At 61.1% G+C, this 16373-nt stretch carries 14 protein-coding genes; 11 read left to right on the plus strand and 3 right to left on the minus strand.

The window, feature by feature from the left end; all coding sequences use genetic code 11:
- Positions 1-69: 69 nt before the first annotated feature.
- The 11 genes from tcyJ to F2S13_RS01625 all read left to right on the plus strand — a co-directional run bounded on the left by tcyJ (position 70) and on the right by F2S13_RS01625 (position 10904).
- The gene (tcyJ, locus tag F2S13_RS01575) at positions 70-864 is read left to right on the plus strand and encodes a cystine ABC transporter substrate-binding protein (protein ID WP_166358332.1); all 795 of its coding nucleotides are present in this window, start codon (positions 70-72) and stop codon (positions 862-864) included.
- Positions 861-1529 carry a cystine ABC transporter permease gene (tcyL, locus tag F2S13_RS01580; protein WP_166358334.1) on the plus strand — a complete coding sequence of 223 codons (669 nt, stop codon included), beginning with the start codon at positions 861-863 and terminating at the stop codon, positions 1527-1529. Before tcyJ ends, tcyL begins: the two co-directional genes overlap by 4 nt.
- 4 nt (positions 1530-1533) lie before the next feature.
- Positions 1534-2286, plus strand: coding sequence for an L-cystine ABC transporter ATP-binding protein TcyN (gene tcyN / locus F2S13_RS01585; protein WP_166358336.1), 753 nt, complete (start codon positions 1534-1536; stop codon positions 2284-2286).
- Between the two features lie 563 nt (positions 2287-2849).
- The gene (locus F2S13_RS01590; protein ID WP_166358338.1) at positions 2850-3569 is read left to right on the plus strand and encodes a hypothetical protein; all 720 of its coding nucleotides are present in this window, start codon (positions 2850-2852) and stop codon (positions 3567-3569) included.
- Positions 3570-3773: 204 nt separating this feature from the next.
- Positions 3774-5015, plus strand: coding sequence for an SfnB family sulfur acquisition oxidoreductase (locus F2S13_RS01595; RefSeq protein ID WP_166358340.1), 1242 nt, complete (start codon positions 3774-3776; stop codon positions 5013-5015).
- Positions 5016-5035: 20 nt separating this feature from the next.
- Positions 5036-6241, plus strand: coding sequence for an SfnB family sulfur acquisition oxidoreductase (locus F2S13_RS01600; protein ID WP_166358342.1), 1206 nt, complete (start codon positions 5036-5038; stop codon positions 6239-6241).
- On the plus strand, positions 6241-7599 hold the full coding sequence (locus tag F2S13_RS01605; RefSeq protein ID WP_166358344.1) for an LLM class flavin-dependent oxidoreductase: 1359 nt from the start codon (positions 6241-6243) through the stop codon (positions 7597-7599). Before F2S13_RS01600 ends, F2S13_RS01605 begins: the two co-directional genes overlap by 1 nt.
- A 91-nt stretch (positions 7600-7690) precedes the next feature.
- On the plus strand, positions 7691-8479 hold the full coding sequence (locus F2S13_RS01610) for a MetQ/NlpA family ABC transporter substrate-binding protein (protein WP_166358346.1): 789 nt from the start codon (positions 7691-7693) through the stop codon (positions 8477-8479).
- Position 8480: 1 nt separating this feature from the next.
- Positions 8481-9605: a methionine ABC transporter ATP-binding protein gene (locus F2S13_RS01615; protein ID WP_166358348.1), complete on the plus strand. Its 1125-nt coding sequence runs from the start codon at positions 8481-8483 to the stop codon at positions 9603-9605.
- Complete coding sequence (locus tag F2S13_RS01620; protein ID WP_166358350.1) at positions 9595-10239, plus strand: methionine ABC transporter permease; 645 nt, start codon at positions 9595-9597, stop codon at positions 10237-10239. The genes F2S13_RS01615 and F2S13_RS01620 overlap by 11 nt, the downstream gene beginning before the upstream one ends.
- 38 nt (positions 10240-10277) lie before the next feature.
- The gene (locus F2S13_RS01625) at positions 10278-10904 is read left to right on the plus strand and encodes a class I SAM-dependent methyltransferase (protein WP_166358352.1); all 627 of its coding nucleotides are present in this window, start codon (positions 10278-10280) and stop codon (positions 10902-10904) included.
- A gap of 122 nt (positions 10905-11026) precedes the next feature.
- On the opposite strand, the gene F2S13_RS01630 is transcribed toward F2S13_RS01625, so the two are convergent.
- From F2S13_RS01630 to F2S13_RS01640, 3 genes are read right to left on the minus strand one after another with little or no spacing between them, the layout of a single operon-like run.
- Complete coding sequence (locus tag F2S13_RS01630; protein WP_166358354.1) at positions 11027-14083, minus strand: efflux RND transporter permease subunit; 3057 nt, start codon at positions 14081-14083, stop codon at positions 11027-11029.
- A complete protein-coding gene (locus F2S13_RS01635; RefSeq protein ID WP_166358356.1) occupies positions 14080-15150 on the minus strand; it encodes an efflux RND transporter periplasmic adaptor subunit in 1071 nt (356 codons plus the stop codon). Before F2S13_RS01635 ends, F2S13_RS01630 begins: the two co-directional genes overlap by 4 nt.
- Positions 15147-16241: an efflux RND transporter periplasmic adaptor subunit gene (locus tag F2S13_RS01640; protein WP_166358358.1), complete on the minus strand. Its 1095-nt coding sequence runs from the start codon at positions 16239-16241 to the stop codon at positions 15147-15149. The genes F2S13_RS01635 and F2S13_RS01640 overlap by 4 nt, the downstream gene beginning before the upstream one ends.
- Between the last annotated feature and the right edge of the window lie 132 nt (positions 16242-16373).

The raw sequence follows: 16373 nt of genomic DNA on the forward strand, positions 1-16373 counted from the left end.
TTATTTTCCACTATATCTGGTCACCTATAATCTTGCCGCCTGACCTTAACAACAACATTGGGGCTTTCCATGAGAATTTCTGCATTCGGTAAACACCTTCTCTCTGCCAGCCTGGGCCTGGTGCTCGGCGCCAGCCTGCTCGGTCAGGCCGTTGCCGGTGACCAGCTCAAGGAGATCAAGGAAAAAGGCGTGATCAACGTCGGCCTGGAAGGGACCTACCCGCCGTTCAGTTACGTCGATGAAGCCGGCAAACTCGCGGGCTTCGAAGTCGAGTTCTCTGAAGCACTGGCCAAGGAGCTGGGGGTCAAGGCCAAGCTGCAACCGACCAAGTGGGACGGCATCCTGGCCGCACTGGAATCCAAGCGCCTGGACGTGGTGATCAACCAGGTGACCATCTCCGATGAGCGCAAGAAGAAGTACGACTTCTCCACGCCCTACACCATATCCGGCATTCAGGCCCTGGTTCTGAAAAAGAACGAAGGGACCATCAAGACGGCCGATGACCTGGCCGGCAAGAAAGTTGGTGTAGGCCTGGGCACCAACTACGAGCAGTGGCTCAAGGACAACCAGCCAAAAGCGATCATCAAGACCTACGACGATGACCCGACCAAGTACCAGGACCTGCGCGTTGGCCGTATCGATGCCATTCTGGTCGACCGCCTGGCCGCTCTGGAGCTGACCTCCAAGGCCAAGGACACCGCGGTCGCCGGCGAACCCTTCTCCCGCCAGGAAGCCGGTATCGCCATGCGCAAGGGCGAACCCGAACTGCTGGACGCGATCAACAAGGCCATCGCGAAGTTGAGTGCCGACGGTACCCTTGCCAAGCTGTCGCAGAAGTACTTCAACGCTGACGTCACCAAATGATCGAAGACAGTCTGCAGCTTGCCCTGGACTCCGCGCCCTTTCTGCTCAAGGGCGCGTACTTCACGGTCATCCTGAGTCTGGGGGGCATGTTTTTCGGTCTGTTGATGGGCTTCGGGCTGGCGCTGATGCGCCTGTCCCGTTTCATGCTGCTGCGCTGGATCGCGCGGGTGTATGTGTCGTTCTTTCGCGGCACACCGTTGCTGGTCCAGCTGTTCGTGATCTATTACGGGTTGCCGCAGCTCGGTCTGGAACTCGACCCGCTGCCGGCGGCCCTGATCGGCTTTTCATTGAACATGGCAGCCTATGCCTGCGAAATCCTGCGTGCGGCGATCAGCTCGATCGATCGTGGCCAATGGGAAGCCGCCGCCAGTATCGGCATGACCCGGGCCCAGACCCTGCGCCGGGCGATCCTGCCCCAGGCGGCGCGCACTGCGTTGCCGCCGTTGGGCAACAGCTTCATATCACTGGTCAAGGACACGGCGCTGGCCGCAACGATCCAGGTGCCTGAGCTGTTCCGCCAGGCGCAATTGATCACTGCCCGCACCTTCGAAATTTTCACCATGTATCTTGCCGCCGCCTTGATCTACTGGGTTCTGGCCACTGTCCTGGCGCACTTGCAGCACCGCCTGGAAGCGCGGGTCAACCGGCACGACCTGGAGTTCTGACAGCATGATTGTGGTAGAAAAACTGACGAAACAATTCAACGGCCAGACCGTCCTCGACGGCATCGACCTGCGGGTCGAGGCCGGCGAAGTGATTGCGATCATCGGCCCCAGCGGCTCAGGCAAGACCACCTTCCTGCGTTGCCTGAACTTCCTTGAAGTCCCCACCAGCGGCCGGATCCGCATGGGCGACATCGAGATCGATGGCAGCCGTCCGCTGAACCAGCAACAGGGCCTGATTCGCCGCTTGCGCCAGCAGGTCGGCTTCGTCTTCCAGAACTTCAATCTGTTCCCCCATCGCACCGCGCTGGAAAACGTGATCGAAGGCCCGCTGGTGGTGAAGAAGACCCCGCGCGTCGCTGCCGTCGAACTGGGACGCAAACTGTTGGCCAAGGTGGGGCTGGCTGGCAAGGAAAACGCTTACCCACGCAGGCTCTCCGGTGGCCAGCAGCAACGCGTGGCGATCGCCAGGGCCCTGGCCATGGAACCTGAGGTGATTCTCTTCGACGAACCGACCTCGGCGCTCGACCCTGAGCTGGTTGGCGAGGTGCTGGCGACCATTCGTGCCCTGGCCGAAGAAAAGCGCACCATGGTCATCGTGACCCACGAAATGGGCTTTGCCCGAGACGTGGCCAACCGGGTGATCTTTTTCGACAAGGGCGTCATCGTCGAGCAGGGAGAGGCCAAGGCACTGTTCGCCAATCCCCAGCAAGAGCGCACCCGCCAGTTTCTCAGCAAGTTCCTCACTTCGGGGAACTGACGCTGTCGTACTTTATAAGCAATTTTTCGATCGCGACTTTCACTACTTGAAGGTCGCGTATTGTCCTGCCCGCACAAACCCAATGAGCCCGAGATATTTACTTACCACCAAAACAGCCGCACTTATTACCACAACCATAAATTAAACATGACACTTTCAATTGCGCGAACGTTATCTCAGTGGAAGCACCCTCCCGGATAGCCAATAGCAATCTTCCTCGCTTCCTGAACTTCCGCTGAACGACAGCCACCAAATAAATCAAGGCTTTCAGCGCATTCAGCGTTCACACCCTCGCTAACGATTTATAGCTTGCGCGGAAGTTCAAGATCATACAAATGAAGTTCCTACGTAGGACCGTTCCGAACAAAGCCTGATCACAACAACCTGCTCCTTGCCCACTTGACACCCTCTCCCGTAAAACTTATCTAATCGAACAGCAACAACTTAACCCTCTTAACAGACTATATATTTGCCACCCGCCTGCCGTTATCCAACAGTCACAGCAAATGACTGTAACGAGTGGCTTCAGGGATTACATCATCGATTAGCCAAGGGAGAAGAAAATGACCCATGCATACAAGGATTCCGTACTGCCGCCGCCCTCACTCGCGCATAACGCGCACAAGGGCATCGGCTTGCATGCTGCAGCCAACCTGCTGATCCGCATCGACCCCAGCCCGGACATGGACGAAGGGGATCTGCTGGAACTGTTCTGGGACGATTGCTATGTCACTTCACACCCACTGACTGCAGCAGAGGTCGGCAAACCCGTGTTTCTCAGCATTCCGGAAAGCTTCCCCGACAGCACCACCGCCCGCATTCACTACCGGCTGATGAAAACGGGTCGTTGTCCGCGCATCTCTTGCGCGCTGCCGGTGCTGATCAAACTGGACTGCCCGGGCGGTCCCCCGATTCACCCCGATGATGAGGAAAACCAGGCGCTGGCCCCCGTCGTTCTGCCTACGGCGCTGCGCCGACAAGGGGTCAGCGCGCCACAACTCAGAAGCGGCGTGCCCTTTGCCATCGAGCCCTACCTGAACATGGCCCCTGACGATGAGATCACGTTGCGCTGGGGTGACGTGCGCCTGGACCTTCCCGTGCTCAAGGCCGGCAACGTCGGCAAGATGGTTCGCGGCAGGGTGCCTGCGGCCAGCATTCTGGAAGCCGGAGAGGACGACCATCTGGAAATCAGCTACTGCATCATCGACCGGGTCGGCAACAGCTCGCGCTGGTCGCCACCGCTCAGGCTCAAGGTTTTCGGGCTCGATCGGCGCCACGCCTGAGCGCTTCTATTCATATTCCTAAAAGTTAGTATATTTAAAATTTAAGGATGATTAGGGTATATAGACCGGACCACCGGACCACCGCATTTTTGTTATCGCTGCGATTACGCAGCGCTCCATATGACGTGAGGAAGGTATGGTCGGGAACACAATCACCCCAGTGGGTAACGCCAGGGCATTGAGCGCAGCCAAGGAGCGGCACTGATGTCCAGTCTGGCAGATTCCAACGTCCAGAGCGATCTGGACCACGCCCCGCTATTGCTGCCTGCCAAGGTCCTGCGCAACGATGCCCAGGTCCTGCAGGCAGCTCATGAACTGGCCGAGGCCGCACGGCCGCAAGCCGCTCGCCGTGATCAACAACGCAAACTGCCCTGGGCTGAAATAGAGCTGTTTACCCGTAGTGGGCTGGGCAGTATCACCATCCCGAGGCAATACGGCGGCCCGCAGGTTTCCTTCGTGACCCTGGCCGAGGTATTCCGGATTATTTCCGCAGCAGATCCTGCATTGGGACAAATTCCGCAAAACCAGTTCGGCATCCTTCAGGTGATACAAGCCACCGCGAGCGAGCGGCAGAAGCAACAGCTGTTCGCCTCGGTGCTCGATGGCTGGCGCATCGGCAATGCCGGGCCCGAGCGGGGTAGTAAAAACACCCTGGAGCTCAAGGCTCGCATCACCCGCAGCACCGATGGCTTTGTCATCAACGGACAGAAGTTTTACTCCACCGGCGCCCTGTTTGCGCACTGGGTGGCGGTCAAGGCCATCAATGACGAGGGTCGGCAAGTCATGGCCTTTGTGCGTCGGGGCAGCCCTGGGCTGCGCATCGTTGACGACTGGTCGGGCTTTGGCCAGCGCACCACGGCCAGCGGCACCGTACTGTTGGACAACGTGCCTGTCGATGCCGACCTGGTGGTGGAAAACTGGCGCCTGGCCGAATCGCCGAACATCCAGGGCGCAGTCTCGCAACTGATCCAGGCGGCCATCGACGCCGGCATTGCCGAGGCAGCCATCGACGACAGCGTCCGCTTCGTTCGCGAGCGCTCGCGACCGTGGATCGACGCCAAGGTCGAGCGGGCCAGCGATGACCCCTATGTGATCGCCGACATCGGTCGGCTCAAGCTGGACCTGCACGCCGCCCAGGCGCTATTGCGCAGGGCCGGGAAGGTCCTGGACGAAGTCCGTGCCGCCCCCATCGATGAAAGCGCTGCAGCTCGCGCCTCCATCGCCGTGGCCGAAGCCAAGGTGCTCACCACCGAGATCTCGTTGCTGGCCAGCGAGAAACTATTCGAGCTGTCCGGCAGCCGCGCCAGCCTCGCCGAATTCAACCTGGATCGGCATTGGCGCAATGCGCGCGTCCATACCCTGCATGACCCGGTGCGCTGGAAATACCACGCCGTGGGTGCCTGGCACTTGAACGGTAAGTTGCCTGCCCGGCATTCCTGGATTTGACCAGACCTCTGGAGCCCCCTATGAGCTTTTTGCCGCAACCGCACGACCCCGTGACGGTCATCGAAAGTGATGCCCACGCCCTGACCATTGCCAGCGAACTGGCGCAAGTCCTGCGCCAGGACAGTGCCCTGCGCGACCGTGAACGGCGCCTGCCCCATGCCGAACTTGCGCTGTTTTCGCGCTCTGGCCTGTGGGGTATCAGCGTACCGAAAGCCTTCGGTGGCGCCGGTGTATCCAATGTCACCCTGGCCCGGGTCATCAGCCTGATTGCCCAGGCCGATGCCTCCCTGGGGCAGATTCCACAAAACCATTTCTATGCCCTCGAAGTGCTGCGGGTCAACGGCAGCCCCGAGCAGCAGCGGCGTCTTTACGCCGAAGTACTGGCCGGTCGCCGTTTCGGCAATGCCCTGGCAGAGCTGGGAACCAAGACCGCTCACGATCGCAGCACTTCATTGACCCGAGAAGGCGATGGTTTTCGCATCAATGGCCGCAAGTTCTACGCCACCGGCGCGCTCTACGCCCAGCGCATCCCCACCTCGGTGATCGACGAACAGGGCGTACAACAACTGGCTTTCGTCGCCGCAGACAGCCAGGGCCTGAACGTGATCGACGACTGGAGCGGCTTTGGCCAGCGCACGACAGGCAGCGGTTCGGTGGTATTCGACAACGTGCCTGTCGCGGCGGCCGATGTGGTGCCGTTCCAGACGGCATTCGAGCGCCCTACGCCCGTCGGCCCGCTCGCGCAGATCCTGCATGCCGCCATCGACACAGGTATCGCTCGCGCAGCCTATGAAGATGCCTTGCACTTCGTCCGTACCCGCACTCGCCCCTGGATCGACTCAGGTTTCGATAAAGCAGTCGATGACCCGCTGACACTCAAAAGCTTTGGCCAGATTGCCATTCGCCTGCACGCAGCCGAGGCTCTGCTGGAGCGCGCCGGGGAGTACCTCGACCGGGCCCAGACGCAACCCACCGCAGAAACCGTGGCGGCCGCGTCCATCGCCGTGGCTGAGGCACGCGCCATCAGCACCGAGATCTCCCTGACCGCCGGCAGCACCCTGTTCGAGCTGGCCGGCAGCCAGGCCACCCTGGCCGAGCACGGCCTTGACCGGCATTGGCGCAATGCACGTACCCACACCCTGCACGATCCCGTGCGCTGGAAGTACCACGCCATCGGCAATTACTACCTCAATGATGAAAAGCCTCCGCTGCGGGGGACCATCTGATGGCGAAGAAAAAAATTCTGCTCAATGCCTTCAACATGAACTGCATCGGGCACATCAACCATGGCCTGTGGACGCATCCACGGGACACCTCGACCCAGTACAAGACGCTCGAATACTGGACCGAGCTGGCCCGGTTGCTGGAGCGGGGCCTGTTCGACGGCTTGTTCATTGCCGATATCGTCGGGGTCTACGACGTCTACCAGAACTCGGTCGACGTACCGCTCAAGGAATCCATCCAGCTACCGGTCAACGACCCGTTATTGCTGGTTTCGGCCATGGCCGCGGTCACCCGGCACCTGGGCTTCGGCCTGACCGCCAACCTGACCTATGAGCCGCCCTATCTGTTCGCCCGCCGCATGTCGACCCTTGACCACCTGAGCCGTGGCCGGGTTGGCTGGAACATCGTCACCGGCTACCTGGACAGCGCGGCCAAGGCCATGGGCCTGCACGAACAGCCCGAGCACGACCGGCGCTACGACCAGGCCGACGAATACCTGCAAGTGCTCTACAAACTCTGGGAAGGCAGCTGGGAAAACGATGCGGTGCTCAACGACCCGCAACAGCGGATCTATGCCCAACCGGACAAAGTCCACAAGGTGAAGCACCAGGGCGAGTTCTATCAGGTCGAGGGCTATCACCTTTGCGAGCCATCGCCACAGCGCACGCCCGTGCTGTTCCAGGCCGGCAGCTCCGAGCGCGGCCTGGCGTTCGCCGGGGAGCATGCCGAATGCGTGTTCATCAGCGGCCAGAACAAGGCCTCGACTCGCGCCCAGGTGGACAAGGTCCGCGCCAGTGCCCTGGCCGCAGGGCGTGATGCCGATGCCATCAAGGTGTTCATGGGCGTGAGCGTGATCGTCGCTGAAACCGAGCAACTGGCCCGCGCGAAATACGAGGAATACCTGCGTTACGCCAGTGCCGAAGCCGGAGTTGCCCATTTCTCCAGCTCCACCGGCATCGACTTTGCCGAATACGGGCTGGACGAGCCGATCCAGTACGTGAAGAGCAATGCCATCCAGTCGGCTACCAAGAGCTTGCAGAACAACGACTGGACGCGGCGCAAATTGCTCGACCAGCACGCCTTGGGCGGCCGCTACATCACTCTGGTCGGCTCAGCCGAACAGGTCGCCGACGAACTGGAGTCCTGGATCGCCGAGACCGGCTTGGACGGCTTCAACCTGACCCGCACTGTTACGCCGGAAAGCTATGTCGACTTTATCGATCTGGTGATTCCGGAACTGCAGCGACGCGGTTCGTACAAGACCGAATACGAGAGTGGGAGTCTGCGCGAGAAGCTGTTTCGTGGTGGGCAGGCGCATTTGCCTGCGCAGCATATCGGCGCTCGTTTTCGAGAATTTTGAAGGTACTGCGGACCTTGGCGCTGCCGCAGGCTGCGCCCGGCCGCAGAGCGGTCGTAACCCAAACAATCCTATACCGATTGGAGTACACCCAATGCTCAAACAAACCCTTCTCACACTGGCCATCGGCCTGTTCACCCTCGGCGCACACGCCGCCGATGCCCTGAAAATCGGCACCACCGCCGCCTTCGCCATCCCGCTGGAAGCCGCCGTCGCCGAAGCGGACAAGCAAGGCCTGAAAGTCGAACTGGTGGAGTTCAGCGACTGGATCGCGCCAAATGTCAGCCTCGCCAGTGGCGATATCGACGTGAACTACTTCCAGCACATCCCCTTCCTGGAAAATGCCAAGGCCGCTGCCGGTTTCGACCTTGTGCCCTATGCGCCCGGAATCATCAACAACGTCGGTCTCTACTCGAAAAAATACAAAAGCTTCGACGAGCTGCCCACCGGCGCCAGCGTCGCCATTGCCAACGACCCGATCAACAGCGGACGCGGCCTGCAATTGCTGGCCAAGGCGGGGCTGATCACGCTCAAGCCTGGCGTCGGCTACAAGGCTACCGAAGACGACATCATCGCCAACCCAAAGCAGCTCAAGATCCTGCAAGTCGAAGCCGTGCAACTGGTGCGCGCCTATGACGATGCCGACCTGGTCCAGGGCTACCCGGCCTATATCCGCCTGGCCAAGACCTTCGATGCCGGCTCCGCACTGCTGTTCGACGGCCTCGACCACAAGGAGTACGTGATCCAGTTCGTGATCAAGCCCGAGAGCAAGAACGATCCGCGCCTGGCCAAATTCGTCGATATCTACCAGCACTCGTCCAAGGTGCGTGCCGCACTGGAGCAGGCCCACGGCAAGCTCTACCAACCAGGCTGGGAGAGCTGAAATGACAACCGCCAATGCCCAACGAATTCAGGATGAAGTGGCACACGCGACGGTGCCGCCGACGGCACTGCACCCGGATCTGAACACCGCCCACGTGCGCTTTGTCGGCGTTGGCAAAACCTACAACGGCCAGCAAGGCCCGGTGGCAGCCCTGGAAGGCATCGACCTGGCGATCCAGCGCGGCGAAATCTTCGGCATCATCGGTCGCAGCGGTGCCGGCAAATCGTCGCTGATCCGCACGATCAATCGCCTGGAGCAGCCCAGTGTCGGGCGAGTATTGATCGACCAAATCGACATCGGCCCGTTCAATCAAGACCGTCTGGTGGAACTGCGCCGGCGCATCGGCATGATCTTTCAGCACTTCAACCTGATGTCGGCCAAGACCGTCTGGCAGAACGTCGAACTGCCCTTGAAGGTGGCGGGCGTAGGCAAGGCGCTGCGCCAGCGCAAGGTCACCGAACTGCTGGAACTGGTCGGCCTGCAGGACAAGCACGACGCCTACCCGGCCCAGCTGTCCGGTGGCCAGAAACAGCGCGTGGGCATCGCCCGAGCTCTGGTCCATGATCCGGAAATATTGCTGTGCGACGAGGCCACCTCGGCACTGGACCCGGAGACCACCGAATCGATTCTCGTCCTGCTCAAGGACATCAACCAACGCCTGGGCCTGACCGTCATTCTGATCACCCACGAGATGTCGGTGATCCGCGATATCTGCGACCGGGTTGTGGTGCTCGAGCGCGGTCGGATCATCGAGCAGGGGCCGGTATGGCAAGTGTTCGGCGATCCACGCCACGAGGTCAGCAAGACCTTGCTTGCCCCCTTGCAGCATGACTTGCCGCAAGAACTGCAAGCGCGCCTGCACAAGCACCCCATCAGCCCGAACGCCGCCCTGGCACTGCGCTTGCGGCTCACCGGCAACGACGATCGGGCGCCAGAACTCTCGACGCTGTTCAGCACCCTGGGTGGGCAAGTCAGCCTGCTCCAGGGCGGCATCGAGCAGATTCAAGGACGCACGCTGGGGCAATTGGTGGTGACGGTGGCCAACTCGCCCCACGACCGCGACACCTTGGTCAATCGTGCCCGACAGTGGGCGCATCAGGTGGAGGTACTCGGCTATGTGGTTTGAGCGCTTGCTGCAGGGCGTAGTCGATACCTTCCTGATGGTCGGAGTGTCGTCATTGATAGCGTTGGTGCTGGGCATTCCGCTGGCGGTGATCCTGGTCACCAGCAGCAAGGGCGGCATCTTCGAGGCGCCAGCGTTGAATCGGGCGCTGGGGGCCTTCGTCAATCTGTTCCGGTCGGTGCCCTTCCTGATCCTGATGGTGGCGCTGATCCCGTTCACCCGCCTGATCGTCGGTACCACCTACGGCGTCTGGGCTGCTGTGGTGCCATTGACCATCGCCGCAACGCCATTCTTCGCTCGCGTCGCCGAAGTCAGCCTGCGCGAGGTCGATCATGGCCTGATTGAAGCGGCGCAAGCCATGGGCTGCCGGCGTTGGCATATCGTTTGGCATGTGTTGTTGCCTGAAGCCCTGCCAGGAATTGTTGGTGGCTTCACCATCACCCTGGTCACCATGATCAATTCTTCGGCCATGGCCGGCGCCATCGGAGCCGGGGGGTTGGGTGACATTGCCTACCGCTATGGCTATCAGCGTTTCGACAGCCAGATCATGTTCACGGTGATTGTGTTGCTGGTGGTGCTGGTTGCATTCATCCAGTTGAGCGGTGATCGCTTGGCAAGGGTGCTGAACAAACGTTGAGGTATAGTCGTGGGACTCCCTTTTCCGGCAGCCCCGCGATGACCCTGGAACCTGACGAACTCAAGCAGATCAGCGCGACCACGGTCGCTCATTACAACTACAGTGCCGAAGATTTTCGCGCAGGCACCCGCGATCACGATGTCAGTCAAAACATCGAGGCACTGCTACGGCATATCCAGGGTCAGCCCCCCTTTCAGATTCTCGACTTCGGCTGCGGGCCGGGCCGCGACCTGAAAACCTTCACGGCCCTTGGCCACGTCGCCACCGGCCTCGATGGCGCCGAGCGTTTTGCCGAAATGGCCCGCGCCGACAGCGGTTGCGAGGTCTGGCAGCAGGACTTCCTCAATCTCGATTTACCCGATGGCCGCTTTGACGGGATCTTCGCCAACGCAGTGTTGTTTCATGTACCAGGCCAGGAACTGCCGCGGGTACTAAGGCAGCTGCACGCCACGCTCAAGCCCGGTGGCGTGTTGTTTAGTTCCAATCCACGCGGGGAGAATCAGGAGGGTTGGAATGGCAATCGGTATGGGGCGTACCACGACCTTGAGCATTGGCGGCAGTTGCTGACGCAAGCGGGGTTTGTGGAGTTGGAGCATTACTATCGGCCAGCAGGGCTGCCGCGGGAGCAGCAGCCTTGGTTGGCCAGCGTTTGGCGCAAAGATTGATGACACCGCCCATGTAGCCGCTGCCGCAGGCTGCGCTCGCGCGCGTAGCGGGCGCAGGGTCTCAAGACCACCAGGGGAGCCCCTGCGGGGCTCCAGCGCAGCCTGCGGCAGCGGCTACAGGGTTAGTGCGTCGCCGTATTGGCAGGCTCCTTGACCTTGTACCAGGCCACATAAAGCGCCGGCAAAAACAGCAACGTCAGCAAGGTCGCAATGATGATCCCGCCGATCATGGCATAAGCCATCGGCCCCCAGAACACTTCCCGGGCGATGGGGATCATGCCCATGCTGGCCGCCGCCGCCGTCAGCAGAATCGGCCTGCGCCGGTGCTCGGTAGCCTGTACCACGGCATCCCAGGGCGTATAACCACTGCGCTCGTAGGCATCGATCTGGGTCACCAGGATGACCGAGTTGCGGATGATGATGCCGATCAACGCCAGAATCCCCAGGATCGCCACAAAGCCCATCGGCGTGCCCGTCGGAATCAATGCCAGCACGACGCCGATAAGTCCAAGCGGCGCCACGCTGGCCACCAGGAACAGCTTCTGCACGCTGTGCAACTGGATCATCAGAAAGGTCGCCATCAAGAACAGCATCAACGGAATGACCTTGGCAATCGGCCCCTGGGCCTTGCCGCTCGACTCAACGGTACCCCCCGTGGCCACCGAATAGCCCTGCGGCAAGTTGGCGGCGAACTCATCGATACCCGGTTTCAGCAGCTTGACCAGATCGGTGGGCTGGATCGCGTCGCGCACACCGGCCTTGATGGTGATGGTCGGCTTGCGATCACGTCGCCATACCAGCGGCTGCTCCAGTTCATAGCGCACAGTCGCGAAGGACAACAGCGGAATCGATGTCCCGCTGGGCGTGACGATCTGCAGGTTCTGCAGGGTCTCGGGGGTGCCCCGTTCGCTGTCCACCGCACGCCCGACCACATTGATGAGGTAGATGCTGTCGTGCACCTGGGTGACGGTCGAGCCGCTGACAATACCGTTCATCAGGTTAGCCACATCCTCGGAGGACAGGCCCAACTGCCGCGCCTTGTCCTGGGCGATGTCGATACGCAGGACTTTGCCGGGCTCATTCCAGTCGTAGATCATCTCGCCGACGTGTTCGTTCTTGTCGAGCAACGTGGCCAGGTCAATCGCATGCTTGCGCACCTGGTTGATATCCGGGCCACTGACCCGATACTGGATAGGCCGACCGACCGGCGGCCCCATCTCCAGCGCCCCGACAAAGCTGCCGATGCCGACGAAGTCATCGCGCAGGCGTTGGCGCAAGCGTTCGCTCAAGGCGGTGCGCGCCTCGAAATCCTTGGCGACGATGACCAACTGGGCGTAGTAGGGGTTCTGCAGTTGCACATCCAGCGGCAGGTAGAAACGGATCGCGCCCTGGCCGATGTAGGAACTCCAGCGAACGATTTCCGGGTCATCCTTGAGCGTCGCTTCAAGGCGGTCGACAGCCTTGCGGGTTTCGTCGAGCGAAGCGTTCTGCGGCAGGTTCAGGTCCACCAGGATTTCCGGGCGGTCGGACGCCGGGAAAAACTGGTTTTGCACGAAGCGCATGGAAAACACGGCCAGCACAAACAGGAGCACAGTGAGGATGATCGCAGTCCAGTGATTGCGCATGCACCACATCAGCCCACCGTTGAAGGCCTTGCCGATTCGGCCGGGCTCTTCGGAATGGGGTTTTACGTCCTTGCTCAAGATATGTACGCCAAGCACCGGAGCGAACAGCACCGCGACTATCCAGGACACGATCATGGCCACGGCAATCACTGCGAACAGGGTGAAGGTGTATTCCCCGGCAGAGCTCGCGTTAAGGCCAATGGGCACGAAGCCGGCGACCGTCACCAGGGTGCCGGTAAGCATCGGAAACGCCGTCGAGGTATAGGCGAAGGTTGCCGCCTGCTCCTTGGTCTCACCCAGCTCCAGCCGCGTGACCATCATCTCCACGGTGATCATGGCATCGTCCACCAACAGACCGAGGGCAATGATCAGGGCGCCCAGGGAGATCCGCTGCATGGTAATGCCGCTGTACTCCATGAACACGAAGACCATCGCCAGCACCAACGGAATCGAGCAGGCCACCACCAGGCCAGCACGCACGCCGAGGCTGACGAAACTCACCACCAGCACGATCACGACGGCTTCGAACAAGGCGCTGGTAAAGCCGCCGACCGCCTCTTCAACCACCACGGCCTGGTCGGAAACGATATGCACGCCGACACCCACGGGCAGGTCGGCGATCAGGCTGTCCATCTTCGCGTGCAGCGCGCTGCCGAAGGCCTGGATATTGCCACCGGACTTCATGGCGATGCCCAGGCCGATGGCGGGCTGGCCGTTGTAGCGGAACATGGGTGAGGCCGGGTCGACATAGCCGCGGCTGATGTCGGCAATATCGGCCAGCCGATAGAACCGATCATTGACCCGCAGGTTGACCGCTTCCAGGTCTTTCTCCGAAGCGAACTGCCCCGAGGTGCGCACCGAAATCCGCTCGGGGCCGGCTTCGATCACCCCGGCTGGCGTCACCGCGTTCTGGGTCTGCAGGCTTTGCAGCACCTGGCGCTGATCAAGCCCGAGGCCGGCCAGCTTGCGCGTGGAAAAATTCAGGTAGATCACTTCGTTCTGCTGGCCGATCATCTCGAGCTTGCCCAGGTTGGGCACCTCACGAATCTCGGCGCGGACCTGTTCGACGTAGTCGCGCAGCTGGCGCATGGTCAGGCCATCGGCCGTGAACGCATAGATCGAACCGAACACATCGCCGAATTCGTCGTTGAACGCCGGCCCCTGGATACCCGCCGGAAATTGCCCGCGAATGTCCTGGATCTTCTTGCGCACCTGGTACCAGATCTGCGGAATGTCCTTGGCGCTGGTGGTATCGAGCAGGTTCACATACACCGTCGATTCACCGGGACGGGTATAGCTTTTCACGTAGTCGAGCGAATCCAGCTCTTCGAGCTTTTTCTCGATGCGGTCGGTGATCTGGTCCAGGGTTTCTTCCTGGGTCGCCCCCGGCCAGCTGGTCTGGATCACCATAGTCTTGATGGCGAAGGAAGGGTCTTCCTCACGTCCCAGATTGAAGTAGGAAAATACCCCCATCAACAACGCGACAAACATCAGGTACCAGACAAAGGATTGGTGCTTGAGCGCCCATTCGGACAGGTTAAAGCTTCCGTTCATCGCACTGCTTCCTCGTCGACCTTAACCTTCTGCCCCTCTTTGAGGCTGTTCACACCGGCGGTAACCACGTGCTCTCCGGGCTTGATACCCGATGTCAGCAATGCGGTGCCAGGACCCCGGCTGGCGACCTTGACCACACGCGTCGAAACCGTCTTCGCCTGCATATCGATCACCCACACCCGTACTTCGCCATCGCGCTCCAGCAGTGCGGTGAGCGGTACCTCGGTGTGCGGTTCGATCGACGAGCTGAGCGTGACGCTGATGGCCGAACCCAGCCGGAACCCCTCAGGCGTAGTGGCCAGCGTCAAGCGGGCACGGCGCGTGCGGGTGGTACTTTCGGCCTGGGGCTCGATCTCGCGCAGGGTCGCGGTGGTATTGATGCTCGGATCGAGCTGGGCCGCGACGATGAACTCGAGGCCGACCGGCAATTGTTCGGCCAGTGTCGCGGGCAGGTCGATCACCGCCTCCTTGACGTCCGGTCGTGCCAGGGTCACCACGCCCTGGCCGGCACTGACCACTTCACCCGCCTCGGCATGCCACTGGGTGACGACAGCGGCGTGGTCGTTGCGCAATTCAATGTAAGCCAATTGATCCTTGGCCTGGTCGACTGCCGCCTGGGCCTGGTCGACCGAGGCTTTGGTGGTGCTCAGGTCGGTTCGTGCGGCATCCAGTTGTGCCTGGGCACCCACGCCCCGGTCGAACAACTGCTGCTGGCGCCGCGCATTGGCCTGGGCATTGATCAACTGCGCCTGGACCTTGGCCAGGTCGCCCTGGGCCGCGCGCAACTGGTTCTGCTGATCGATCGGGTCAAGGGACGCCAGCAACGTGCCCTTCTCGACCTCGCTGCCGACGTCGACATAACGCTGGGCAATGCGCCCGGAGACACGAAAGCCCAGGACGCTTTCATAGCGCGCCTGGATGCTTCCGGCAAAACGCCCCAACTGCTCCTGGCTCTGTTCCTTGGCCGTAGTGAACAGCACCGGCCGCACAGGTTCGGCAGGTGCCTCCTTTTTTGAACAGGCTGCGAGCATCAGGCCGCACAACACAAGCACCGGTAAATGCCTCATGGCGCGAATCCATCCTTGCTCGAGTTGGCGATCTCCACTTGCATGCCCGGATGCAACAATTGTCCACCTGCAACCACCACTTTTTCCCCGTCCTTGAGGCCATCATTGAGAATGACTCTGCCGGTCAGGTACCGAACGACCTTGACCGAGCGCAAGCTCACCTTGTTGTCGCCATCGACCACCCACACGGCAGGCTCGTCCAACCCCTTGGTCAGTGCCGACCAGGGCAACTCGATGCTTACCTCGCCTTTTTGCACTTCCCCGGTCGCGCTGACGACGGCGCCGAGCTCCATCCCCGCAGGCACTTCCAGCAAAGCGATCTTGACCTGCACCGTGCTGGTTTCGGCGGAGACCACCGGCGTCACCTCACGGATTTTGCCGGGTGCCTTGATATCCGGGTTTTCAATCAGGCTGACCGTGACCGGTTGATCCCTGCGGGCACCGATCAGGACCGATTCGTAGACGTTGAACACCGCATCGCGCTCACCGTCCCGAGCCAGGGTGTAGATCGGCATTGTGGCTTGCACGACCTGGCCAACCTCGGCTTGCCGCGCGGTGATCACACCGGGTGCATCGGCGACCAGCGCGGTATAGCCCAATTGGTCGCGGGCATTGGCCAACTGCGCCTGGGCGGCTCGCAGCGCGCTCTGGGTGCTGCGCAGGGCCGCCTGGGCGGAATCGAATTCACTCTGGCTGGTGTAGCCCTTGGGCAACAGTTTGACCTGGCGGTCGTACGCCGCACTGGCCTGCTTGACCCGCGCCTGCTCGGCGGACACAGCGGCCACGGCCGAGTCGACATTGGTCTGCAAGTCCTTGGGATCAAGCCGTGCCAGTACTTGCTGGGCAGTGACCCGGTCGCCGACATCGACCGATCGGGAGATGATCTTGCCACCGACCCGGAATGACAGGTCGGACATCACCCGCGCCTGTATATCGCCCGTCAATGTCACGGACGCGGCAAAATCCCCTGCCTTGACCTGCTGGACACTGACTCGAGGACGTTGCGGTTCAGCAGGGTTTTGCTCGCCACACCCGGCGAGTACGGCCAGAACCCCCAGGCCGACGATAAACTTCCATCGTAAAACAGCCATGCAGGCTCCTTGCTCATGCTGTACTGCTCGGTTTTCTTGCGATTGTTAGCGTAGTTCACGGTTACAACTGTGCCCACCCCATTACAGACGCTTGCCTTTTATACTTCGTTGATTTGCCTCAACGAAGCAAGG

The sequence above is a fragment of the Pseudomonas akapageensis genome (assembly GCF_011355085.1).
Taxonomy (GTDB): Bacteria; Pseudomonadota; Gammaproteobacteria; order Pseudomonadales; family Pseudomonadaceae; genus Aquipseudomonas; species Aquipseudomonas akapageensis.

Bases quoted from the DNA above. Each gene is read 5' to 3' on its own strand.
- F2S13_RS01640 (WP_166358358.1), bottom strand. From the start codon at position 16,241: ATGGCTGTTTTACGATGGAAGTTTATCGTCGGCCTGGGGGTTCTGGCC.
- tcyJ (WP_166358332.1), top strand. From the start codon at position 70: ATGAGAATTTCTGCATTCGGTAAACACCTTCTCTCTGCCAGCCTGGGC.
- F2S13_RS01615 (WP_166358348.1), top strand. From the start codon at position 8,481: ATGACAACCGCCAATGCCCAACGAATTCAGGATGAAGTGGCACACGCG.
- F2S13_RS01635 (WP_166358356.1), bottom strand. From the start codon at position 15,150: ATGAGGCATTTACCGGTGCTTGTGTTGTGCGGCCTGATGCTCGCAGCC.
- tcyL (WP_166358334.1), top strand. From the start codon at position 861: ATGATCGAAGACAGTCTGCAGCTTGCCCTGGACTCCGCGCCCTTTCTG.
- tcyN (WP_166358336.1), top strand. From the start codon at position 1,534: ATGATTGTGGTAGAAAAACTGACGAAACAATTCAACGGCCAGACCGTC.
- F2S13_RS01610 (WP_166358346.1), top strand. From the start codon at position 7,691: ATGCTCAAACAAACCCTTCTCACACTGGCCATCGGCCTGTTCACCCTC.
- F2S13_RS01600 (WP_166358342.1), top strand. From the start codon at position 5,036: ATGAGCTTTTTGCCGCAACCGCACGACCCCGTGACGGTCATCGAAAGT.
- F2S13_RS01625 (WP_166358352.1), top strand. From the start codon at position 10,278: ATGACCCTGGAACCTGACGAACTCAAGCAGATCAGCGCGACCACGGTC.
- F2S13_RS01630 (WP_166358354.1), bottom strand. From the start codon at position 14,083: ATGAACGGAAGCTTTAACCTGTCCGAATGGGCGCTCAAGCACCAATCC.
- F2S13_RS01620 (WP_166358350.1), top strand. From the start codon at position 9,595: ATGTGGTTTGAGCGCTTGCTGCAGGGCGTAGTCGATACCTTCCTGATG.
- F2S13_RS01595 (WP_166358340.1), top strand. From the start codon at position 3,774: ATGTCCAGTCTGGCAGATTCCAACGTCCAGAGCGATCTGGACCACGCC.
- F2S13_RS01590 (WP_166358338.1), top strand. From the start codon at position 2,850: ATGACCCATGCATACAAGGATTCCGTACTGCCGCCGCCCTCACTCGCG.
- F2S13_RS01605 (WP_166358344.1), top strand. From the start codon at position 6,241: ATGGCGAAGAAAAAAATTCTGCTCAATGCCTTCAACATGAACTGCATC.